Source organism: Actinomyces urinae (assembly GCF_900119695.1).
Taxonomy (GTDB): domain Bacteria; phylum Actinomycetota; class Actinomycetes; order Actinomycetales; family Actinomycetaceae; genus Gleimia; species Gleimia urinae.
On the sequence record NZ_LT632547.1, the window covers coordinates 471821 to 495904 of the forward strand.

13 protein-coding genes are annotated in these 24084 nt (G+C 52.8%); 7 read left to right on the forward strand and 6 right to left on the reverse strand.

All coding sequences use genetic code 11. The annotated features are described in order from the left end of the window. Positions 1 to 51 precede the first annotated feature (51 nt). Together BQ7114_RS03445 and BQ7114_RS03450 are read left to right on the forward strand one after the other, a co-directional pair. Positions 52 to 1467 (forward strand): L,D-transpeptidase family protein, encoded by a 1416-nt coding sequence (locus BQ7114_RS03445; RefSeq protein WP_072341986.1) that lies wholly within the window; start codon positions 52 to 54, stop codon positions 1465 to 1467. 189 nt (positions 1468 to 1656) lie between these two features. Continuing rightward, positions 1657 to 3231, forward strand: a complete 1575-nt coding sequence (locus BQ7114_RS03450; RefSeq protein ID WP_072341989.1) for a hypothetical protein — start codon at positions 1657 to 1659, stop codon at positions 3229 to 3231. A gap of 123 nt (positions 3232 to 3354) precedes the next feature. On the opposite strand, the gene BQ7114_RS03455 is transcribed toward BQ7114_RS03450, so the two are convergent. Further along, complete coding sequence (locus BQ7114_RS03455; RefSeq protein ID WP_230205955.1) at positions 3355 to 3966, reverse strand: cation efflux transmembrane domain-containing protein; 612 nt, start codon at positions 3964 to 3966, stop codon at positions 3355 to 3357. Between the two features lie 261 nt (positions 3967 to 4227). After that, the gene (locus BQ7114_RS03460; protein WP_072341995.1) at positions 4228 to 6960 is read right to left on the reverse strand and encodes a Cna B-type domain-containing protein; all 2733 of its coding nucleotides are present in this window, start codon (positions 6958 to 6960) and stop codon (positions 4228 to 4230) included. A 339-nt stretch (positions 6961 to 7299) separates the two neighbouring features. Between BQ7114_RS03460 and BQ7114_RS03465 the strand changes: the two genes are divergently transcribed. Then, complete coding sequence (locus tag BQ7114_RS03465; RefSeq protein WP_083431724.1) at positions 7300 to 9744, forward strand: Cna B-type domain-containing protein; 2445 nt, start codon at positions 7300 to 7302, stop codon at positions 9742 to 9744. Positions 9745 to 9999: 255 nt separating this feature from the next. Here BQ7114_RS03465 and BQ7114_RS03470 read toward each other — a convergent pair whose 3' ends face one another. Beyond that, positions 10000 to 11262: a Fic family protein gene (locus tag BQ7114_RS03470; RefSeq protein ID WP_083431725.1), complete on the reverse strand. Its 1263-nt coding sequence runs from the start codon at positions 11260 to 11262 to the stop codon at positions 10000 to 10002. 306 nt (positions 11263 to 11568) lie between these two features. On the opposite strand from BQ7114_RS03470, the gene BQ7114_RS03475 reads away from it, so the two are divergent. The 3 genes from BQ7114_RS03475 to BQ7114_RS03485 are packed head-to-tail and all read left to right on the forward strand — an operon-like array spanning position 11569 to position 17314. Further along, positions 11569 to 13125 (forward strand): type I restriction-modification system subunit M, encoded by a 1557-nt coding sequence (locus tag BQ7114_RS03475; protein WP_072341998.1) that lies wholly within the window; start codon positions 11569 to 11571, stop codon positions 13123 to 13125. Beyond that, positions 13122 to 14282, forward strand: coding sequence for a restriction endonuclease subunit S (locus BQ7114_RS03480; RefSeq protein ID WP_072342001.1), 1161 nt, complete (start codon positions 13122 to 13124; stop codon positions 14280 to 14282). Before BQ7114_RS03475 ends, BQ7114_RS03480 begins: the two co-directional genes overlap by 4 nt. Positions 14283 to 14284: 2 nt before the next feature. Then, positions 14285 to 17314 (forward strand): type I restriction endonuclease subunit R, encoded by a 3030-nt coding sequence (locus BQ7114_RS03485; protein ID WP_072342004.1) that lies wholly within the window; start codon positions 14285 to 14287, stop codon positions 17312 to 17314. Positions 17315 to 17383: 69 nt separating this feature from the next. Here the strand turns inward: BQ7114_RS03485 and BQ7114_RS03490 are convergent, their stop codons facing one another. After that, entirely contained in the window at positions 17384 to 19066 is a 1683-nt protein-coding gene (locus tag BQ7114_RS03490) for a dihydroxyacetone kinase family protein (protein ID WP_072342006.1), read from the reverse strand. Between the two features lie 83 nt (positions 19067 to 19149). On the opposite strand from BQ7114_RS03490, the gene BQ7114_RS03495 reads away from it, so the two are divergent. After that, positions 19150 to 20193: a zinc-binding dehydrogenase gene (locus BQ7114_RS03495; RefSeq protein ID WP_072342009.1), complete on the forward strand. Its 1044-nt coding sequence runs from the start codon at positions 19150 to 19152 to the stop codon at positions 20191 to 20193. A 28-nt stretch (positions 20194 to 20221) separates the two neighbouring features. On the opposite strand, the gene BQ7114_RS03500 is transcribed toward BQ7114_RS03495, so the two are convergent. Together BQ7114_RS03500 and BQ7114_RS03505 are read right to left on the reverse strand one after the other, a co-directional pair. Continuing rightward, on the reverse strand, positions 20222 to 21355 hold the full coding sequence (locus BQ7114_RS03500) for a GIY-YIG nuclease family protein (RefSeq protein ID WP_072342012.1): 1134 nt from the start codon (positions 21353 to 21355) through the stop codon (positions 20222 to 20224). Between the two features lie 398 nt (positions 21356 to 21753). Continuing rightward, a complete protein-coding gene (locus tag BQ7114_RS03505; RefSeq protein ID WP_072342015.1) occupies positions 21754 to 23874 on the reverse strand; it encodes a Rib/alpha-like domain-containing protein in 2121 nt (706 codons plus the stop codon). Positions 23875 to 24084: the final 210 nt, after the last annotated feature.

The window sequence follows — 24084 nt, forward strand, 5'->3', positions numbered from 1 at the left end:
GATATTGGGCCTAAACAACAAATACGCATTCCCATATCATAGGATCAACTTATGCGCACAGTGTCAAAAGTTTTCATCTCTTTAGCAGTGGTACTTGTCCTTGCGATTGCGGGAGTTTTCGGGTTTGCACAAACTTATAGCGCTAAGGCCCTGCCCCGCACAACAGTTGCCGGTATCGACGTGAGTGGTAAGACGGCAAGCCAAATTGAACAACAGGTTGAGGCTGCCGCGAGCGAACGCACCGTGGATCTCGCAATTGAGGGCCAGACTATTAGCACGCCCCTAGCCGATACCGGATTTAGTGTTGACGCGGCGCAGACCGCACAGGCAGCTCTTAAGCCTTCATCTTCGATTTGGAGCCGAGCTGCAGGGCTCATCTCGTCCCACCACGTCCCTGCCTCTGTGAATGTGGATGAGCAGGTGTTTACTAGGTTTGTTGAGTCTTTGAATGCCAAAACTCCTTCTCCTACTAAAGAGCCAACAGTGTCGTGGAACGGCCAGCAGTTTGTGGCCTCCCCCGGCCTGGCGGGCACGGCTGTTGATGCGGATCAGGTGCGCACGATTGTTGAGAGCGCTTCGAAGGATCTGAAGTCTTCGGCGCTGACAGACCTTTCAGTAATGCAACGCGAGCCGGAAAACAGTGCGTCGCAGGCTGAGGCCGCAGTTGCGAAGGCGAATGAGTTAGTGAGCGCGTCCGTTGAATTGGGCGATGGCATCGAATCATATGAGGCCACAGCCGATGACATTGCGAAGTGGATTTCTTTTGACACTGCGAATGGTTTAGCTCCCTCGTTTGATGCGGCATCGATTGAGAGATGGGTTTCGCAGATTGCAGATAAGACGAATGAGGAAGCCCAGCCAGGAATTCAAAATGTTGACGAGAACGGCAAGGTGCTGATTAACGCCCTTGAAGGCAAGAAGGGCTGGAAGGTGAATAACCTTGACGCGATTGCTGGCCAGGTGGTGCAGGCTGTGCAAGCAGGTGAGGCGTTCGCAGGGGAATTTGATTACGACGAGGTAGCACCAACCTATGAGCAACGCCAGATTGCTCCGGGCGCTGAGAATCTACCGTACCCTGCAGCTCCGGGCGAGAAGTGGATTGATATTAATCTCACCACGGCGCAAATGACTTGCTACGAGGGTACGGAGGTTGTGCGCGGTCCGATTCCAGTAGTACCGGGCAAGCCTTCCTCGCCAACTGTAGACGGGCATTTCAACGTGTATTTGCAGTATGAGAGCCAAACTATGCGCGGTCTGAATGATGACGGGTCACGCTACGTGGAACCGGATGTGCCATGGGTGTCTTATTTCCACGAGTCTTATTCGATTCATGCTGCCCCGTGGCAGCGCACGTTCGGTTGGACGGGACCAGGAGGGTCGCATGGCTGTGTGAACACGCCGACGTCTGACGCGGAGTGGATTTATCATTGGGCTGACCTTGGCACCTCGGTCATGTCTCACTACTAGAGGTGTCTGTCTAAAGAAGTATTCAAATACCAATCCCCGGAATGAGCTGGGTCCAATGGTTCATTCCGGGGATAGTTTTTGAGTGGTATACACACGAGCGCAAATACGCCTATGGCCCCCTAAACGTCGATAAATCAACCCTTTCTTGGTACAGTGAATACTGTATTTTTATCGACTACTGGAGGAATAATGAAGAATTGGTTGCGTGCCACAACTGCTTTCGCAGGTGCGGCAGCACTGACGCTTGGAGGCGCTGTTGCCGCTGTAGCAGCAAACAGTGTTGACGACGGTAGCAATATCAAGACCTTTGAGGTTACTTGGAGTGACAAAGTAAAACGGTATGATCCGGCGCTTGAAGGCACCACAGTCAACGTGCTTCTATACTGTCCGGTCTACGAATTCAAAGACGGTAAAAAAACCGGTGACCTGCTTAGCTACGAGTGGCCAATGCTTACACTAACCGTTGGCAAAGATGAGCAGATTCCGCTCAATGTGAACCTCAAGGATCCCAAGTACGCGGGTGTTGACAAGATCGGCGTTCTGGACTGCTACCAATATCGCTTAGGGAAGCACGGACCCAGCCAGTTCTCTTTTGGAACCGGCTTTAGTAATGGCGTGAAACAACTGGCTATGTACCAGCAGGCCAATACCGATTTCAAGTTTGAGTTGGTTAAAGGCGAGTGGGATGGGGAAACCTATCTAGGTGAGGTTCCCGAGGGCAAGGCACCCACAATCACAATTGGGGTATCGCAACATAAGGACGGAGACCCAGTTACAGACGATGGGGAAAAAGTATACAAGCCCCTTATCACCAAGGGCGGCGATCCTGCTGCAAACAAGTATGTTTTCGCCGACGGGGATTCTCGTAGGCCCTCTGCCGATAACGAGGGCCGTGAAGATAGTCCAATTACTCGCGCTTCAATTGGCAATAGCCTGGACATCTTCTCTGGATACACGGGTCGTTACAAGTGGTACCAGTTGACCGCGTCGATTGATGATCCAGAAGAAGCTAAGCTCTTCCGCGTTGAAAGCGTTGAAGGTAATGACATTGATGGCTGGACTGTAAAGGTAAGCTCAGCTGTTCGCAAGATTACCCCCGAGGCTCCGACCGTTGCAGATTCCGATAAGTGCGGAGTTGCTGGCACGGTTCAGGTTCCTGAATCCAAGTACTTTGACTATGAAGTTGTGACCAAGGGAACCACTGCCTCGGTAGCGGCGCTATTGAAACAGGATTTCAAGGACAAGTTCGTGGTTGAGGGAGACACGGAGTGGGAGCTCAGCGTCGCATCTAAACCGTGCACGATAGCTCCAGGTGAAGAGTTAGCAACTCCGGCTGCTCCGAAGCTGGTTAATCCTTCTGCTGATGATCCTGCTTCTTGCACCGTCGAACCTCATGTGACGATTCAGGAGAGCGAGGGTGTTGCTTACACCGTTACTGCTAACGGCGTTGAGCTGAAGGCTAACAAGGACGGCAAGTACATCTACCCGTACAACTCGAAGGTAGTAGTTAAGGCATCCGCTCTGGAGGGTTACTTCCTTGCTGAAGACGCTGTAACCGAGTGGACCTGGGACAGCCAAGATACTGCGATGGACCCAGCATGTAAGGCCACGCCTAGCACGCCTGAGACGACGCCTACCACGACTGAGGCAGCAAAGCCTAAGAAGAAGCTGGCTAAAACTGGTGTTGAGGTCGCTTCCCTAATTGGCCTTTCCACCGTGCTACTTCTTGCAGGTGGCGGGTTAACCGCGCGCAGGTTCATGTAACCAGCTAGCAACACGCAGCCTGCCTACAGGCAGTAGTTGCAAAGAACCCCCGGAGGGCAACTGAGATCACTCAGATTCCTTCCGGGGGTTTACTTTACCCACCTCGCCTATGCTTGTTCGCGATCAGTCATCATCGTCTAGTTCAAGCTCCGGAGTTTCTGCGCGAGCTTGCTCAAAGACTTCTGCCGCAGCCGAGAGGTTGATGACGCCGATAACAAGCCCAACCGCGATGTCTGGCCAGGGGCTGAACCAGAACACGGTGACGATGCCAGCGGCAAGGATCAAAAGGTTTGCGAGCACGTCGTTACGCGCCGCTAGCCATGCGCCTCGAACTAGCGCGGTCTCATGCCGGCGCAGTTGCAGTAGCAGCACTGCGCTGGCGAGGTTGATTAGCATTGCGATGATGGCGGTTACCGACAGGGTGAGTGGCTCTGGCGCCTCCCCGGAGATCATTTTCCATATCGCGGTGCCAAACGCCGCCAGGGCGGGGATCAGAATGAGGCCGGCAAGGCCGTAACTGGCTTTCCTCCTGCTCGCGACCGACCATCCGAGGGCGGTGAGTACCAGCATGTTAATGAGGAAGTCTTCAAGGAAGTCGGCAGCATCTGCAAAGAGTGCGGCTGAGCCAATGATCGAGGCGATCACCAGCTCAACGATGAAGCCGATAAGGTTTAGGACGGCAACCCAGGCAACGATTCGCCGGGCGCGAGTGTCGAGATTCTTAGCGGTATACACGTGCACCGATTGTAGCTAATATCCTCGGATTCTTCTTGAGTCATCCTTTCCGCCGTGATGGTTCTTATTGGTGCACGTTAGTTCCCTCTGACGGGGCACAAATTCCGCGAAGTTGATGTAGCCGAATAGTGATAACACTTCGCCTCCCGGGGATTAGCCGGGAGGCGAAGTGTTTTGATTAAACCAGCTACCTAGATATTGAGGAAGCCAGTTGCTGTTAGCCGGGTAGGCCTGCAACTTGGCGGGCCTACCCGCGCTTGCTTATGCGCGGCGGCGTTTGGATACAGCCCAGATTCCCGCAGCGAGCAGGGCCACGCCCACTACTGCCAGGCCTCCAACTGCTGTACCGGTGCGAACCAATGGGGGCTGCGAAGGCGGTGGCGTGTCCTTAGTGTTAGTAACCACGTAACCCTCGGCTGCGCTACCACTAATGGAGGAGGTGTAGCCAGGAACCTCTACCTCAACAACCGTGTAAACGATCTCAGTCTTTTCACCATCAACCGTCACATACTTCGGCAGGCCCTCAAACGTGCCCTTCCAGCCATTCTCAGCGGTCAACTCCAAAGACTTATCCGTCTCCTTGCCATCAGCCAACAACTTGATAGTCACAGAATCAGGACGGTCAGCCTCCACATCACCAGACCACCGCTTCTCCACAGGTACCGAGGTAACGGGCGGAGCGTCCTTAGTGTTGGTCACCACGAACCCGCCGGTTGCGCTACCACTAATAGCGGAGGTGTAGCCAGGAACCTCTACCTCAACAACCGTGTAAACGATCTCAGTCTTTTCACCATCAACCGTCACATACTTCGGCAGGCCCTCAAACGTGCCCTTCCAGCCATTCTCAGCGGTTAGCTCCAAAGACTTATCCGTCTCCTTGCCATCAGCCAACAACTTGATAGTCACAGAATCAGGACGGTCAGCCTCCACATCACCAGACCACCGCTTCTCCACATCAATCGACGTTGGAGGTTCGTTAACGATCTCGACCTCAATGGTCTTATCTTCCTCGTTTTCCTTTATCACAGCGCCTTGAGACAGGTAACCATCAACTTCATGCTCGACGAAGGTCAGCGGGATAGTCTCGCCCGTCTTGGCATCAATGAGGGTGCTTGGATCGGGATAGTTGGCTAGTTCAGCCTTCCAACCATTCTCCTTTGTGAGCTCGATGGTCTGCAGCGTCTTGTCACCAAGTTTCACGTCCACGAGGATGCTTTCAGGGCGATCTTCTGGATCATCATTCGCCCACTTCTTTTCCAACTTCAGCTTCCACGGTTCCGGATCACCGAAAGTTAGCTTGCCATTGTTTGCAATGCCAGCTCCGGAAATACCAGTGCCGGTGGCTACGTTATTGGTGATCTTCACAGTCGCAAGAGTCAGCGCGATAGCCTTAGCGTCCTCAGTTGGGACAGACTTGAAGGCAATGTTGTTGGTAACTGTTTCGTTTGGTTTGATGGCAGTGTTATCTCCATCGGCTGAGTAGCGCGGAACCTTTCCCTCAGCGGACCAGTTACCGTGAACACCGTAAATCGAACCGTCCTGGTACCAAGCGCGCGGGCTTCCACCTAGCATACGCTCAGTAACCTCGACCGCATGACCCGCTTCTGGCTTACCGAATTTGTGCTTGATGATACTGGCGAAATCGTCACCGGCACCAGCGTTTTGCCCCTTGAAAACATTGGGTGCCACATTGTCAAAAATCGCCACGCCGCGTGTTACGTGCATAACGGTAGAACCCGTGGGACAGTTCCAGACACCGCCGCCCTGAGCACTCACAGGGTGATCGCCGGCTTGAATTAGAAAACCAGGCTTAATGACGTTGTCACGAATAAGACCGTTGTAAATTGTCACCTCTGCCTTGGTGTCGGAGTACATTGCCCCGCCACCCCAAAAGCCATTAGAGGTGTTGTCGCTCAAAACTGCAGCGTGAATCACGGCTTTTGTAGTTCCAGTGAAAGCGACGCCTCCACCAGATGTCCTAGCGCTGTTAGAAGTTATCTCGGCGCCGGCAATATCGACTTTGGTATCACCATCTGTGTAGATCGCGCCGCCGGGACCAGTGGACACATTCTCTGCAAACGTTGCACCGCTGATATTCAGTGTGCCTCCGCTTTGATGCAGGCCACCACCGGCACCCTTATAATCTCCGTTGTCGTTGCCTTGAATAACAACGCCGCCGGACAGAGAAACGTTGCTATTGATAAAGGCGAGACCCGCGCCGTACTCCGTGGTGTTCTCCTTAACGGTGCCCCCGGTGATATTCACTGAAGCTCCCTCACCGTAAACTGCACCACCGAGGCCATTGTATTTGGGGTGGCTGACAACGTTCCCGGTAAGAGTTCCGCCCGACATCTCGAAAGCAGGCGTTCCGCCGTCGCGCGCCCACAGGCCAATCGCGCCGCCGTAACGTAGCCCGTGATTGCCGCTAAGCGTTCCACCCTCTACTCGCACGGTACCGTTGTAGGCCGTGATTGGAGAGTATTCTTCTTTTTCAACCCGTGCCGGGCGAAGTTCGCCGGACTCATCTGAAACGTTGTTGCCTGAGAACTCGGCGTCTCCACCGATCGTTAGAGTTCCTCCGTCGACAAAAATGACCGGGCCTGTTACCGCCGTGTCGCGGACCGCGCCGCTCACAAGGCTCATATCTCCCGCAACGTTATACTGCGCGTTGGTGAAAGTCGGGCCGGATAGGGTGAGTGCTCCACCCTCTTCTACCGTGAACAGAGTGGATCCATTTCCGCTAATCTTTCCACTACCCGTGAAGGTGACTTGCTTCCCTGCGGGCACAACCAGCGGATCAGCTCCATCTTCCACAGTTATTTCGGATGCGATTGATAGTTCTCTTGACTCGCCGTCACCAAGACCATTAACCGCAGCAATAACGTCATCCCAGGAACTAACATCGGCTGCCTGAGCTACTCCCGCAGACAACCCGACTGTTGCCAACACTGTGGCCAGCAAAACTCCCAATGACCGCACCCAATGGCCCATCATTATTCACTCCTCCTATAAAAGCGACCTCTGGCCTGCTCAACAGCGGTCCAGATTACGCACAACGTTACTTCGAGTGTTTCACATTTAGGACTCAATTCCCAAGCCTTATTGCAACTGTTTTGGTTCATGAATTGCATTGTGCGACCGGCCACTTTTCGCTACGCGCGACACGTCGGATCGCATACGACAATCCCACTAGATACTGATTGGTATTGCACTTATTCCGTCTGGCAAGGTCTATCTTGTTTCTTCACGATTCCTCTGGCAGTATGTCTTTAGTCCTATAAGCCTCCCGACCATTATCCGAGGCTCTCGTTGCACTCTAAGGAAAGTAGAAAAGTGAAAAACACAAAGCGCTACGGGTTTCTCCCAGCCTTGTGGGCAGCATGCCTAGCAGTATTTCTAGTGGTGTTGGGCACTGGCCTTCCTCCAGTTGCCGAAGCCGCGCCAGAATCTCCGGACCGACAGGTTCTAAAGTGCTATGAGGAGGGACGTGTTCTGTACTGTGAGCCGGACCGTCTAGAAGAACTCATCGCGCAGGCTGGAACAACTCCCACCAGGATTGAAATTGGTAACGGCATCGAGACTCTGCTGACGAAGACTATTACCATTCCCGCTGGTGCAGATATTGAGCTAGTGGACACAGACATCGTTGCATGGTCATCAGAAAGCAAGATCATTCGTGATGATGGTAACTTCACCGGCAGCCTACTGAAGGTTGAGAAGGGCGCAAAACTCACGCTCTCTGATGGCACCGGAAACGGCACGGGCATCACTATTGACTCGCGTGCACAATACGACAATGTTGTGACGGGCTCCAGCTTCTCCCCCACAATCCTTGTGGAAGGCGAGCTGGTGATGAACGCCGGTACCGTAACGGGTGCGCGGAAGCTGACTGGTTGGCATCAGGGCGCCATCACGGTGAAAGGTAGCGAAGCTAAGTTCACCATGAACGGCGGAACAATCACTGATAACCACCGCAAGAAAGACTCTGCCACTACCGTGCAACAAGGTGCCGCCAACGTTGCATTGGCTGACGGCGCCACCATGGTGCTGAATGACGGCGAAATCTCTAAGGGCGAAACGGATACATCGTCGGGCGCTTACGGTGAAGTAGGCGGAATCGGTCTCTTTAAAAGAGCACACTTGGAAATGAACGGTGGCAAAGTCACTCAAAACACCGGCTGGGTTGGCAATATTGGCGCGTTCTCCTGGACATTGCTCGGACGGAGTTGCTCAACACTTGGTGAAAGCACGGAAGACACGCGGTCAACCATTATTCTCAATGACGGCGTAATCTCCGAAGGCTATGCAAGCTTCGGTGGCGGTGGCATTAATATCTTTGGAAATGCTGAAGCCACAATGAATGGCGGCACTATTGCGGATAACGAAGCGGCGAACGGCGGCGGCGTGAACGCTATGGATCTGTACGTGTGGGGCGCGGCTGGCAGTTGGCAGGAAGTTGCCGGGGACGGTTTCAACTGCACTTCGGAACGGAACGGCGAACCGAACCCAGAAGCATGGACCAAGCTTTCCCCCGGCGGCTTCACTATGAACGGTGGCAGCATTACCGGCAACAGCGCTTCCCGTACGGGCGGCGGCGTAAACGTGGTTTCTAACGGCGTACACCTTAACGCGGGTTTGATCGAGGATAATACTGCTGCCCATCAGGGTGGCGGCGTGTACGTTGCCACGAAGTCCTACACCGCTTATTTCAAGGACACGCTAATCACTGAAAACAACACGGGATACAACGATACTGTCGCTGTCGGTGGCGGTATTTGGCTCTGCCCCACAGGTAGCATGCTGATACACGTAACGAACGGCGTAGCGGTATTCGATAATGAATCCCCAACGACTGCTACCGACCATCACTGGGGTGACGACATTGCGCATGATGCCTATGGAGGGTCTACTTCCGCACGCATGCTTATCGATTCGCGCATGCTAGGTGGCGGCGAGCCTACCATGTATATGGACGGCGCATTCAACCAATCTCGTTTCGATGACAAGAATCCTGGTAAGAAACAGGTATTCGATGGTGAGGAGAGGGAATCCGACGAGACCAGTGATTACCGAACCTCTCTTATGAACGCGGGCCTAAAGACGATTACTGATCAGAACGCGAAGGACAACGCGAAGTCCTGGGCAAGGTTGATTATCACGAAGAACCAGTCTCCACGCGGTGGCGGTATTGGCTCAAACGGTGGCCTTGAGTTCGGAACCCCAGAGAAAACCGAGGTGACGGTTTCCAAGGTGTGGAAGGACACAGAGGGCAATGACCTTGACGAAGCGTCGAAGGTTGCGGTCAAGGTACAGCTGGTGGGAACAGTTGGCGGTGAAAAGTTCAACGTTGGCCAACCGGCAGAGCTGAATGCTGACAACGAGTGGAAGCATACGTTCAAGGACCTGCCCAAGACGAAGACCGTTGACGGCCAACAGGTGGAGGTCGAGTACTCGGTTGAAGAGCTCTCTGTTGATGGCTTCACCTCCACGGTTTCGGGTGATGCGAAGGAGGGCTTCACCATCACTAACAAGCAGAATCCGCCGACGGAGACAACTCCAGAGCCTACCCCGGAGACAACGCCAACGCCGGAACCGACACCGGAGACGACGCCAACACCGGGGCCTACCCCCGAAACCACGCCAGGGCCTACCCCGCACAAGCCGGAGAAGCCGCGTGAGCCGATGCCGCGCACAGGTGTTGAGATCGGCACGGCCGCTGCCCTAGCCCTTGGCTTGCTTGGCGCTGGTGTAGTGCTAGTAAGGCGCAACCGGGCATAACACGCCAAATGCGCAGCCCAACAAACCGGGTAACGCATAGCGCGTAACAGTTTGGCCGGCCACTTCAAGTGAAGTGGCCGGCCAAACTCATTTAAGGAACGTTGCGCGCATTCTTTGCTCTACTGCCCGTACAGCGCGTAGCTCCGCACCCATCCACGTCCTTAATAGTCAACTTCCGGATCGCCGCAGGCATTAATTTAGTATTCACCACTTCCTCGCGCGCTACGAGCAAGCCGCGCATTGCGGCAGCACCGATCAGTCCAGTGAAGGCTTCTCCAGCTCTAAGAACTCCTCTCCTTTTTTTGTCAAGGCGAAAACTAGCGGACGCCTACCGACTTCTTCGATCAATCCCTCTTCAGTTAATTCTTTCAGCATCGGACGTATGGTGCCTTTCGATCTTTTAAGATACTTGGCTATCTCATCCAGGCTTCCACCACTTCTTGGACCGAATAAAAGAATCTGTCCAAGCAAAAACAAGGTTTGCAGCCGATACGGCGTGACATCTTTAGACTCGTTATCAATCACATCGATACGATGTGAAAGGCCCCCAAGGCTCACCAGCCGTATGCGTAAAGACTCCACCAATCGCATTTGAGCAGCTAGCAATATATCCATCATGTCACTAATAAAGAACGTTGCCTCGCCCATATTCATAGGGTCTTCGATCTTAAGGAATGCTTTGTAATACTTCCTCTTTTGTCGCATCACCTCTGCAGATAGAGATAAAGCCGTTGGTGCAGACAGGATGCTTCGCAAGTTCAAGGCTAGCAAGAAGCGCCCAAACCGTCCGTTGCCGTCGTAGAACGGGTGTGTATGCTCAACCATGAAATGACTAACCAAGGCATTCACGAGCATAGGTTTTTTCTCTGCATTGCTTACATCAAGCGCAACACTTATCCGACTCTTAATCTCCCCTTCCCCTAACACGCCCCTGTGGATGGATTTCGAACCATCTACCACGTGCACTTCGCCGAGGCGAAACAGACTGCCGTCCAATTTGTCTTTCTCGGCAACTTCGGCATCAAGAAGTCGGTCGTAAAGGGCGCGAAAATCATTCAGAGTCTGCGGAAAACTGATGGATTCCGGGCCGCCATCTCCAGTGAGTAGCTTAAAAGTACTAGCCATTTCTTGAAAGCGCTTCGGCTGTCCGTGAACATTCCCATCTATCACACCATTGAGAGCCTCAGTTACTTCACGCCGGGTTGATTTAACATTTTCAATCTCATTTGTGGATTGTATTTCTTCAACTAGAAGCGTGTAGAAATAGTGATTTTGTGCCACGCCAGGTAACGCATTCCACGCTTTCTGAATTTCTTGTTCGGTTTTCCATATAGTCTCCGACAACTCATAGATGTCGCGAGTGAGAACAGCGAATAGGGAGTTATTTCCAACGTGGTACGGATACTTTACGGCTGCAGGATTATTCAGACGGTTTTTAAGTTCTGTGTTGACAACACTGGCAGCGTCCAAGTTGGTCTTGTGAAACAAGACACGTAGCGACTTGTAGGTTCCCATCATCTTATGCCTAACGCTCCATCGAACATTTTTCGAAATTTCAAAAGAACAAGATCTTTAGCAGATAGCATACATTCAACTAAACTCAATTTTACAAAATTCGCGTTTTTTGCGAAATAGTCCGCGCCTAAGAGGCTCTTATTTACAAAATTCGCCATTTTTGCAAATAAGGCCATCTCTGATCGTTGCAAAACGCTCGCGTGTTTGCCTACCGCATGTTGTGCACAATCTTTGTCCTACTCCCCCGTTATCCTTATGAAAGTGGCCCGTTGTGGCGTTAAAACTGGTTAGTAGTATTGGGAGTTTGTTGTGGGTAGTGATGCTCAAAGACAAGAGCTACATAGGACTATCTGGCGTATTGCTAATGATCTACGCGGGTCGGTAGATGGTTGGGATTTCAAACAGTACGTGCTTGGCATGCTGTTTTACCGCTTCATTTCCGAGCGTTTCGTTCAGCACGTGAATCGGCTGGAGCGCGAGACGGATCCTGATTTTGACTACGTTCAACTTCCCGACGATCTAGCCGAGTATGGCCGCGATAGCTCGGTTGCAGAGCTTGGCTTTTTCATTCGCCCGTCAGAACTGTTTGAGAACGTGCGCAAGAATGCGGTTGCTGACCCGGATTTGAATGAGCGGCTTGAGCAGGTTTTTCGCAATATTGAGGGCTCGGCTGTTGGCTCCCAGTCAGAGGGCGATATTAAAGGCTTGTTCGATGACTTGGATGTGAACAGCGCGAAGCTTGGTAACACTGTGGCGGTTCGTAATGCGAAGCTGGTACGGATTTTAAATGAGATTGGAAACTTGCCCCTTGGTGATTTCAGCTCTCATTCTATTGACATGTTTGGGGATGCTTACGAGTTCTTGATGACGATGTATGCGTCTTCGGCAGGTAAGTCCGGTGGCGAGTTCTTCACCCCACAGGACGTTTCTGAACTGCTGGCCCGCCTAACTTTGGTAGGAAAAACCAAGGTGAACGGCGTGTATGACCCGGCCTGTGGTTCTGGTTCGCTTCTGCTTAGGTTTGCCAAGATTATTGGGCAAGAAAACATTGATCGGGGCTACTTTGGCCAGGAGATTAACCTAACCACTTACAACCTTGCGCGCATCAACATGTTCTTGCATGGCGTGGGGTTTGAGGACTTCAGTATTGCTCTGGGCGACACTCTTACTGACCCGAAGCATTGGGATGATGAGCCGTTCGAGGCGATCGTGTCTAACCCTCCGTATTTCACAAGGTGGGAGGGGAAGAATTCTGCGATTTTGGTAAATGATGAGCGTTTCGCTCCGGCAGGCGTGTTGGCTCCCCCGTCGAAGGCGGACCTGGCGTTCACAATGCATATTTTGCATTGGCTTGCAGAGGACGGCGTTGCAGCGATTGTTACATTCCCGGGTGTTTTGTACCGCGGGGGCGCTGAGGGCAAGATCCGTAAATACCTGGTGGATAACAACTTTGTGGATGCGATTATTCAACTGCCTTCGGACTTGTTCTTTGGCACAACGATTTCCACGTGCATCATGGTGTTGAAGAAGTCTAAGCAGGACCCGTCGATTTTGTTTATTGATGCTTCCGCTGAGTTTGAGCGTCGTAGCACTAAGAATCAGCTTTTGGATGAACACCGCGAGAAGATTCTTGAGGCGTTCACTGCCCGTAAGGACGTGGATCACTTCGCACGCCTAGTCAAGTATGAGGAGGTTGCGGAGAACGACTACAACCTCTCTGTGTCTTCCTATGTTGAGCCGGAGGACACTCGCGAAGTCATCAACATTGAGGAGCTGAACGCCAACCTGGTAAAGATCGTCGCCCGCCAGCAGGAGCTACGCGCACAAATCGACCAGATCGTAGCCGACCTGGAGGCCACCAAATGAGCCACATCGATGACCTAATCGAAGAACTATGCCCAGATGGAGTGGAATTTTTGGATTTGGGCAGGGTCCTGACTCCAGAGTTCGGCACGCGTATCACCAAAAGTAAACACAGTGGAACCAAGTTCCCGGTTTATGGCGGTGGCGGAGAAAGCTTTCGCGCCGATTCCTTCAATCGTGAGGATGACTTCGTAATCTCTAGATTTGCGATGTCTGAAACTTGCGTACGCAAGGTCAGCGGAAAATTTTGGCTACTCGATTCAGGTTTTACGTTTAATGTTGATGAAAACCTGGTGCTAAAGGATTACGTCGCTTATTACCTGTTTAATAGCCAACCACAGATTTACGCTTGCACTTCCCAGGGAGCGCAACGCAACCTTAAGACTAAACAATTTCTAATGTTCCGAATACCTGTTCCCCCGTTGGAAGTTCAACGCGAGATTGTTCGGATTCTTGATGCATTTACAGAGCTGGAAGCGGAGCTGGAAGCGGAGCTGGAAGCTAGGAAAAAACAATACGAGTACTACCGCGACCAACTCCTGACCTTCCCTGAGGGGGGGGTAGATTGGAAGAGCATAAGTGAATTCGCGGATGTCACACGTGGGAATGGACCACAGAAGAAGGATTTTCTCGAAGCTGGGCATCCCTGCATTCATTACGGGCAGATATACACGCATTACGGCATCTCCGGAGATGAAACCAAAAGCTTCATTGACGGCGCTGTTTTCGCAAAATCAAAAACCGCCTCACCTGGCGACCTCATCATGACCGATACCTCAGAAAATGATGAAGACCTCGCGAAGGCAGTGGCTTGGATTGGAGCCGGCGACGTCGCTGTCAGCAACCACACTTTCATTCTGAAACACGACTTGGATCCCGAATACCTTTCGCTATTTTTCAGTTCTGAAGGTTTCCAACGGCAGAAACGGCGCTACATATACGGAACAAAAGTCCGGACTATCTCGCAAAGGTCTCTCGAGAAAATAGAGGTTCCAGTGCCACCAAAACCTAGGCAAGTAGAAATCAGAAAGAAACTTATGACAATGCACGCCCTTGTCAACGATATTTCTTCTGGTTTGCCGGCTGAGATTGAGGCTCGACGTAAGCAGTATGAGTACTATCGAGATAAGTTGCTGACGTTCAAAGAGAAAGCTTCCTAACTGTGGAGACACGCAAGTTTGACCCCGTAGCCCTATCGTCACAATCAACCGTCGTGGCCCAGTACGTGCCTGAAGGCAATCATGCCAGTGGCTACCAGTCCGAAGCTCAACTAGAAGCCGAATTCATCCGCCAGCTACAAGCACAAGGCTACGAATACGCTGATATTCGAGACGAACAACACCTCGAAACTAACCTGCGCGCCCAACTCTCAAAACTCAACGACGTCCGCTTCACCGACGCTGAATGGAACCGCTTCTACAAAACCAACATTTCCAGTGCCAATGACAGCGTAGAAGACAAAACCACGCGTATCCAAGAAGACCACATTCAACTACTCCAGCGCGAAGACGGCACCACGAAAAACATTCGCCTAATCGACAAAGACAGCATTCACAACAACCACCTACAAGTCATCAACCAATACGCCGTAGACAAAACAGATGGGGCGAAACACTCCAACCGGTACGACGTCACCATCCTCGTCAATGGACTCCCCCTCGCACACATCGAACTCAAACGACGCGGTGTGCCCCTACGCGAGGCCTTCAACCAAATCAACCGCTACCGTGACGAAAGTTTCAGCACCGGCGCAGCCCTATTCGACTACGCCCAAATCTTCGTTATCTCCAACGGCACCAGCACCAAGTACTACTCCAACACCACGCGCCTAGCCCACGTCAATGAAACCAACAAAAAAGACAAAAAATCATTTGTCTTCACCTCATACTGGGCCGACGCACAAAACCAACCCATCGAAGACCTGATAGCGTTTGCAAAAACCTTCTTCGCCAAACGCACAATCCTCAACATCCTCACCAAATACTGCGTCTACACCGAAAACCGCCAACTTCTAGTAATGCGGCCCTACCAAATCGTGGCCACCGAACGAATCCTCACCCGCATACTCACCTCCACCAATGCGGGCACACTCGGCACCACGGCAGCGGGAGGCTACATTTGGCACACCACCGGATCAGGCAAAACCCTCACCTCATTCAAAACCGCTCAACTAGCCACCAAAGTTGAAGGCGTTGAAAAAGTACTCTTCGTAGTAGACCGCAAAGACCTCGACTACCAAACCAAAGTCGAATACGACCGCTTCCAAAAAGGCGCGGCCAACGGCAATACGTCAACCGCGCAGCTCAAACGACAACTCGAAAGCGCGGATCCGGCCAAGAAAATCATCGTCACCACCATTCAAAAACTTGCAACATTCATAAAAGCCAACCAAGGCCACACCGTTTACAACGGGCACGTAGTCCTCATCTTCGACGAATGCCACCGCTCCCAATTTGGCGACATGCACGTGGCGATCAAACGGGCCTTCAAGAAATACAACCTCTTCGGATTCACCGGAACACCCATATTCGCGGAGAACGCAGGCTCTGGAAAACACGTAAACCTCAAAACCACGGCGCAAGCATTCGGCGAGAAACTCCACACTTACACGATCGTGGACGCCATCACCGACAAAAACGTGCTGCCCTTCCGCATCGACTACGTCAACACGATCGAAGAAGGTAGCTTCAAAGACAAAGACGTGCGCGCCATCGACGTGGAGAGCGCCATGATGCACCCCGAACGCATCCGGCAAGTAGCGCAATACATACTCGACCACTTCGACCAAAAGACCAAACGCAACTCCGTCTACATGGTGGGTGGCAAACGCAAACACGGATTCAACGCCCTCTTTGCCACTTCCTCCATCGAAGCAGCCCGCGCCTACTACGGCATGTTCAGCAAACTACAGTTGCACCTGCCCGATGAGAAAAAGCTGAAGATCGGCATGATCTATTCCTACGGCGCTAACGACCAGCCAGAAGACGGAATCATCGAAGACGAAAGCTTCGACGCCGAGAAACTATCCGAATCAGACCGCGGATACCTTGAGGACGTAATCAACGATTACAACGACATGTTCTCAACCAACTTCGACACCTCCGGATCCAGCTTCCAGGACTACTACGAACACCTATCGAAACAACTCAAAGACCGCGAACTTGACCTCGTGATCGTGGTCAACATGTTCCTCACCGGCTTTGACGCGCCCACTCTAAACACGCTGTTTGTAGACAAAAACCTGCGCTCACACGGCCTTATACAGGCCTACTCGCGCACAAACCGCATCCTCAACACCGTTAAAACATACGGAAACATCGTTTCGTTTAGAAACCTTGAGCAGCAAACTAAGGACGCCATCGCACTATTTGGCAACAAAGACGCATCCGGCATCGTCATGCTACGCCCCTACCAGGAATATCTCGACGAATACAAAGCCAAGCTAGACGAGTTGCGCAACGTTTATGCCGACCCCACAAAGCCCATCCCCACGAGCGAAACCGCGCAAAAAGAGTTCATCAACATCTTCGGCGCAGTACTACGGCTGCAAAACATTCTGGCCTCGTTCGATGACTTTGAAGGCGACAACCAGTTCAGCGAGCGCGAACTGCAGGACTACAAGTCGCGCTACATGGACCTGTACGACCAGTGGAAGCCACGCACAGATAGCGACCGTGAAGACATTCGCCAAGACGTGCTGTTTGAAATCGAACTCGTCAAACAGGTTGAAATCAACGTGGATTACATCCTCATGCTCGTTGAACAACGCCATGAAGCCGGCACAGACAGTGAAGACAAAGAGATTCGTGCAAAGATTGACAGAGCGCTCTCATCCTCACCCTCGTTGCGTCCAAAGCGCAAGCTCATTGAAGAGTTCGTAGACACCGTGTCTATCAACACCAGCGTGCAAGATGAGTGGCGCGAATACGTAAACGGCAAGCGTGAAGAAGAGCTCACCACAATCATCAACGAGGAGCGGCTCAACCGGGGCAAGGCCGAACAGCTTGTCGCAAACGCGCTACGCTCGGGTCACGTGCCCACTGCGGGGCAATCCGTAGCAAGTGTTCTACCGCCCATATCTCGCTTCCGCCCCGACAACGCGCGCGGAGAAACCATGCAACGGGTCTATGCCAAACTGCAAGAGTTTGTGGACCGCTTCCGCCCGCTGCTGCGCAGCGACTTTGAGGACTGATAAAAAGGTGTGGCCGCTGGAAACCCAGCGGCCACACCCTCAGCGTTTAACGCCCTTTAGGGCACTGCTCTACTTCTCCAAGTATTCGGTAATTACTTCGAAGATCATTGCCAGCGAGGTTGCGCCCGCATCTGGCGTTCCTAAGCTTTTCTCCCCCAGCGGGCGAGCCCTACCAACCTTCGCTACCAAATCCTTAGTGGACTCAGCGCCCTTACGGGCAGCGTCCGTAGCTGCGCGCCAGTCGCCCTGCTCCTGCAATACCTGAACAGCAGGCACAAACGCGTCAACCATAGTCTTGTCGCCCACGTGAGCGCCACCCAAACGGGTCACCGCTTCAAGGCCGGCAGCCGTTGCGTCCACCAGATTAGCGTCCCCAGCCTCGTCGCCGAGCACGCGACCAAACGCCGTAAGCAACGCACCCCACAGGGCGCCCGACGTGCCGCCCGCAGAAGCAGACCAAGAATCACCCGCACCCGCAAGCACAGTGGCCGCGCCACCGCCCTCGCCAGCCAAACGGCGTGCCGTCTCCACAGCCGCCTTCGACCCGCGAGCCATACCAATACCGTGGTCACCATCGCCCGCAACCGCGTCGATCTTACCCAGCTCCGGTTCCTTTTCATGAAGCAGATCAGCGATCCGCTCCAAAACGTTCACAACCTTGCCAGCCAGCTTCTGCGACTGTTCACTACCAGGCTGCTCAACGCGAACTTCCTCCGCGGTCACATTCAGCTCGCGATCATCAACCTCTGCCGGAGCCATATTGCCCACTCGGAAAGCGGGCGTATCCGCAGGATCCTGCCAGAACTTGAGCAGTTCATCATCAACCCACACCAGCGTTAGCGACACGCCAGCCATATCGAGGGAGGTCACGAACTCGCCGACCTCTTTACCAACCAGCTCGAGACCGGCCGCGCGAAGACGCTTGGCGATGTCCCTCCACAGGACGAACATCTCCTCATACTTCGTATCTCCCAGACCGTTCACAATCGCCACAACGCGGTTATCCGAACCATCCGGACGCTCATTAATTAAGCCGTCAACGAGCAGCTGCGCGATCTCATCCGCAGTACCGATCTCATCCTCACGCACACCCGGCTCGCCATGAATACCCATGCCAACGCCCATACGGCCCGGCTCCAAGTGGAACAGCGGCTCCTTCGCGCCCGGCAACGTACAACCACTAAATGCCACACCAAACGAACGCGTGCGATCATTTGCCTTATCAAAAACGCGGACAACCTCATCAATATCCAAGCCGGCCTCCGCCGCTGCACCCGCGATCTTGAACGTAGGCAGGTCGCCGGCAATCCCGCGACGCTTCAGATGATCTTCTTCACTAGCCGAGGCCACGTCATCTGTAACTACGAGCGTGCGGGCATCAATGCCCTCACTGCGCAAACGCTCCACTGCTTGACCGAAATGCAGGACGTCACCCGCATAGTTACCAAACCCGATCAGCACGCCGCCGCCACGCTCAGCAGCCTTCGCCACCGAATACGCCTGCGCGCCCGAAGGGGACGAGAAAATATTGCCCGCCACAGCACCATCAGCCATGCCCGGGCCAACCCAACCGGCAAACGCGGGATAGTGGCCACTACCTCCACCAACTACGATGGCAACCTTGCCTTCCGGGGTTTTTGTACTGCGCACCACACCGCCATAAACAGGTTTAACCCAGTTGCTGAACGCGTCAGCAAATCCCTCAATTGACTCGGCTGGAAACTCCTCGGGGTTGTTAACTAGACGTGTCATCTGTATTCCTCCTCGAATAACTACTGACTCCCCTTATAATAAACTGTGTTGGAAGTAACACGCCAGACGTTAGGAAAAGATCAATGCGAGCTGCCGTTCTCAACGCCCCTCAAGACCTACAACTAACCGAAAAAGACGTTCCCACAGCAGGCCCGGGCGAAGTTGTTCTCAAAATCGAAGCCAACACCCTTTGCGGTACCGACTACCGCCTCTACACCGGCGCAAAAACTGCGGGCGTTCGCCCTGGCGTTGTTCCCGGCCACGAAATCGCCGGCCGCGTACACCAAATCGGCAAGGGCGTGGACGCCTACTGCCCGGACCTTAAAGTGGGGCAACAGGCCACCGTCTCGATCGTCGTATCCTGCGGTGCCTGCCGAAACTGTTTGCACGACCGCGAGCACCTTTGTGAAAACCTCGAACTGTTTGGCTACGGCTACGACGGCGGCCTGCAAGAATACATGCTCGTTCCCGCCAACGTGGTTGCGCGCGGCAACCTCTTCCCCGTTGCCAAGGAGCTCTCCCCTAAAGCTCTGTGCCTTGCCGAGCCGGTTTCCTGCTGCCTCAACGGCATCGCTAACTTCGGTATCAACCAGGCGGACACCGTGGTCATCATGGGCGCCGGCCCCATTGGCCTGCTGCACGCGCAACTGGCTAAACACGCGGGCGCGGCAAACGTGATTGTTTCTAACCGCGGTGCGGGACGTCGCGAAATCGCCACCAAGCTGGGTGTCACTGCGGTTCATTCTGACGACCTTGTTCAAACCGTTAATGATGTGACGGCAGGGCGCGGCGCTGACGTCGTTATCGTTTGCATTGGTGTGCCCGAACTTGCCAACCAGGCGCTAGAAATCGCCGCTGACGGGGGCCGCGTGAACTACTTTGCGGGCTTCCCGAAGGACTCAACCTCCACGATGGAGCCCAACCTCATTCACTACAAGGAGCTGCAAGTCACGGGCGGTTCGAACGCTCGCCGTCGCGACGTAGCCAAAGCCATTGAGCTACTTCAAGACGGCGTGATCGACGTGGACGCGATTGTGACCCACGAGTTCGCACTCAGCGACGTACATTCTGCCTACAACGCCCTCCGCGACCGCATCGGTGTGAAAGTAGCAGTAATCCCAGACTAGACCAGCAAATTCTTCGGGGCCGGTTCGCCTACAAGTGTTCCTCGAATCTCCCACTTTGTTGATTAATCGCATACTGGTAAACAGTACGAACCAGCGGCTTAGAATGCCAGCGTTTGAACATCCCTGAAGTATTTTGCCGCATAGCTTGCAACGCGAATTTTCTAGCTCCGTCAAGAACCTCGGGATATTGATTACAAAACTGTTCGAGGTCTCCTACCGCGTAGTTAATCGCATCCGAATCCGCTGACGGATACGTAGCGGTGAACGCCCAAGCATCCAAAAACCCTCCATACGAAGACTCATACTCAAATCCCCAATAATCTTTTGTCCTGCCTCGCAAAAGAGTTCCTGGAACCGTATTCAACCAACCGACACCCTCCATTAGTTCCAACTTTTCCGCCTTCTCGTCTGGAATCTCACAAACGCGTGGGAAGAACAAGAGCTCAATAAAACCCGTGCTCAATGTAGCCCAACGGCCTCCACTTGTGCTTGGGCAATCCGTAAGAGTCCAGTACTTCCCCTCAAGCTCAACCGCACTTGGAACCAGCTCCTTCAATGCAAAAGCAATATCACGCAAGATCGACTCTTGATACTCCTTGGGAACTAGCCTTGCGAACTTCGTGGGTTCGCTCTCAAAACTATCCAAGTGTTGCTGTGCCTCTCGCAAATCATAAGGGCCGTCACCGAGTGCCCACGCCTGCTGATCCTCAACCGGAATCAGCAAATCCAACCCGGAGGGTTGGTCATGCCCAACATTCAACATACGGTTACGCAAACGTCTACCGCTCGCTCGAAATCGTTGGATCTCTTGGTATTCAATCGAATCCAAACTCATGGCTTCTGGCACCGGCATGAACCAAAGCTTCTCCACATCAGTCCACGGATCCACATGATTAGTGTTGCCGTGCCGATGCTGAGCAAAACGTGTCACCACATTCTTTGCCTGGCCAACATAGAACTCGCCATTAGAAAACTCGAGCACATAGATTCCTCGCCGGTTATGCGGGATAAGAGCTGAGACGGAATCCAGCTCTCCCACTGGAAACCGTGCGTATTTGAGTTCAGAGGGCGTCTCATTAACGTCCGAAGCAACCTGCATAATCGGCATCGTTTCAAGCTCTTCTAAAGGTGTGTGCGAAACACTGTCCCGCTCGGCTTCCATCTTATTTCACCTTTACGACGCTAGATAAACCAGACAACTCCAGTATTTGAATGCACTATACCCAGTTTTGTCACGCGCTAGGCGGGTTTTAAACTGTTGCGCATGTTTCGCGATCCTTGCGCACACCGCAGATAATATCTGCCACAACATCAATTGAGCCGGTCGCTTACAAGACTGCCTACCCGTCGTTGCGTAGACGCTAGCATTGGCCACCAAAAATGGCCTGGCGCAACCTACCAGCAGAAGAAAATCACACGTACGGTGGCCGCGATGAAGAAGAGGATCAAACAAACGACCCTTTGTAGATTCTTCAGTGTCAGGGAATAAAAAACACGCGCGCCGTGCCTCAATCTCATGTGAGGCACGGCGCGCTACGTGATTACACGTTACATGCGGTTTTACATGTGACGGCGTTTGAGCAAGTAGCCACCCGCAAGCAGAAGTACAGCACTCACACCAAGCAGGGTCATATCCGCTGAGCCTGTCTTGACTAGCTTGCCGTGACCGTTCTGCGCCTTTGGCGTAGCTGACGGTTTCATCGGCTCGGAAGACTCAGACGGTTTCGTCGGCTCGGAAGACTCAGACGGTTTCGTCGGCTCGGAAGTCTCAGACGGTTTCGTTGGCTCGGAAGACTCAGACGGTTTCGTCGGCTCAGGAGACTCTGGCTTGGGCTTGAATGTTAGATCAACTGTGAACACTACGTTCCCGTCGCCATTCACCTCACAAGCAGCACCCTCTGGACACTTAAGCGACGTGTAGCTTTCCTTACCTTTATCGGTAAGCGACACAGTCACAACAGCTTTCTTCCCGCGACTAACAGGATCATCCGGGTTGAAAGGCTCACCATCATTGTTCACATACGTAACGTCGTATTTGAACACCCCATCAAGTGGGTTAGGGTTACCATCCTCATCCGGACCGTAAGACGGAATCACCTCTTTTTGCCAAGAGCCTTCCGGAACGTCGTTCATATCTTGCACGGTTGGCGGCTGCGGAGTAGCACTCGCTTCAGATACAACAACCGGTGCGATAGCTTCACGCGTCTTTACTTTAGAATCAGCTTGATAATAAGTCACAGTAACTGGAATGTCGACCTTGTCCCCCTTGACTGCATCAGCAGCCGGGGTCACCGTCAGTTGGCCAGTGGAAGCGTCAATCTCCACCTGCCATGTCTTTCCGTTAACCGTAACCGTTTCCGGTGCTGAGTACTCGTGTCGAATACCTTGTTTCGCGTACTCTTCACCCTTCATAGGCGATTCCACTGCCTTAGCGGGAGATGTCTCAACCAATTCGTAGAGTGGTTTCAAAATGGACAGCTGCCATTCGCTTACTCCCTGGCCGTCAGCGTCAACGACGCCAGGATTATTCACCTTGCCAGATTCGGGCGCAAAAACACCGTAGCCCTTAGCCATAGTTACTTTGCCGGCCTGCAATGAAGACTTCGAAGCCCCTGTGCCATTCACATCGCCAGGACCTTCAAAGGTTGCTACCTTCCCCGCATACCAAACGCGTCCGCCAGGAGCCTGGATGTCGGCATCTTTAGCCGAAGAGAACAGCGTTTCCTTATCTGCGCGAACACCGACCGGTGCCATATCCGGAGAATCTGCCTTCACCTTCAGGGCAGCCTGCTCAGTGACAGTGATGTTGTCGCGGCTGTACATACCAATAGCATTGCCGCCAGTTACACCCATGACATCAATATCGAGTTGGGAGTTGCCCGCGAGTACAGCAGATCCATATGTACCTAGGACGCCGAACGTCGTTGATGTCGTAGTGGGATTGGTTATTTTAGTCTTAATATTGACTTTTACGTCATCTGTGATGGTGAAAGGGCTGGCAGAAATGCCCATAGCACCAGCAAATCCTTCACTACCGCTATATCCAGGGTTGAGATTGATCGTCCCTTGCCCGCCGATTGTGAGCGGGGCGCCCCAGCTCTCAACAGCCGTGGAGAAATTGGGGTCATCACTGGACATATCGGTGTTAACCGTAAGAGTCGCATCGGCAGACTCGCCAATCAAATTAACCTTCGGATTAAGATTATCTTGCTTGCTGTTAACACCGCTCTTCATAGTAAACATCAGAGCAATTGCATCTGAGTGCCCCTTTGACTGTTGATCGATGACATTGTTACCTCGGAATCTGACATTCAGTTCTTCAACGCCAACTTTTGAGCGATCGAATACCACCTCAACGAATGTGCCTGCACCGTAAGATCCGGTAAAGTCCTTGCGCTCAAGGACAAAATTGTCGAATGTAAGAGTTTTCTGTTCATCGTTCCAATACCATGATCCAGAATCACCTTTACCTTTGACGTTGCCGTCCAAGCAATAGGTCCACTCCGCAACATGGATGTAATGCAAATTCGGACACTTGTCCCAATCCATATGACGGAGCTGGGGGGCATCAACGTAATTGTCTTCGGGCGCAGCCTGAGCGCCAGGTGAAGTAGCAAACCCGGCCACTACGGCCGCTGCAGCCGTAAGCGCTGAAAGCGCAATCCTTGCAATTCTATGCATCGTAATCCAATCGATCGGTAATGGGGACTTCAGCTACATGCATATAATACATGGCATTTTCTCCTGTTTACCCCACTATTACTAAAACTGCCCTCGTAGATACTGAGATATGAACTGTCCCGGGTTTTATTCCTCGGCGTTTGCATTGTTTTCTATTATTACTTGGTGTTTGTATCCCAATATTCGGTCTCGATTTCTCTGGGTGTGCGG

Excerpts from the sequence above, each read along its gene's own strand:
- BQ7114_RS03445 (WP_072341986.1), top strand. The coding sequence starts at position 52 with ATGCGCACAGTGTCAAAAGTTTTCATCTCTTTAGCAGTGGTACTTGTC.
- BQ7114_RS03450 (WP_072341989.1), top strand. The coding sequence starts at position 1,657 with ATGAAGAATTGGTTGCGTGCCACAACTGCTTTCGCAGGTGCGGCAGCA.
- BQ7114_RS03460 (WP_072341995.1), bottom strand. The coding sequence starts at position 6,960 with ATGATGGGCCATTGGGTGCGGTCATTGGGAGTTTTGCTGGCCACAGTG.
- BQ7114_RS03470 (WP_083431725.1), bottom strand. The coding sequence starts at position 11,262 with ATGATGGGAACCTACAAGTCGCTACGTGTCTTGTTTCACAAGACCAAC.
- BQ7114_RS03480 (WP_072342001.1), top strand. The coding sequence starts at position 13,122 with ATGAGCCACATCGATGACCTAATCGAAGAACTATGCCCAGATGGAGTG.
- BQ7114_RS03490 (WP_072342006.1), bottom strand. The coding sequence starts at position 19,066 with ATGACACGTCTAGTTAACAACCCCGAGGAGTTTCCAGCCGAGTCAATT.
- BQ7114_RS03495 (WP_072342009.1), top strand. The coding sequence starts at position 19,150 with ATGCGAGCTGCCGTTCTCAACGCCCCTCAAGACCTACAACTAACCGAA.
- BQ7114_RS03500 (WP_072342012.1), bottom strand. The coding sequence starts at position 21,355 with ATGGAAGCCGAGCGGGACAGTGTTTCGCACACACCTTTAGAAGAGCTT.
- BQ7114_RS03505 (WP_072342015.1), bottom strand. The coding sequence starts at position 23,874 with ATGCATAGAATTGCAAGGATTGCGCTTTCAGCGCTTACGGCTGCAGCG.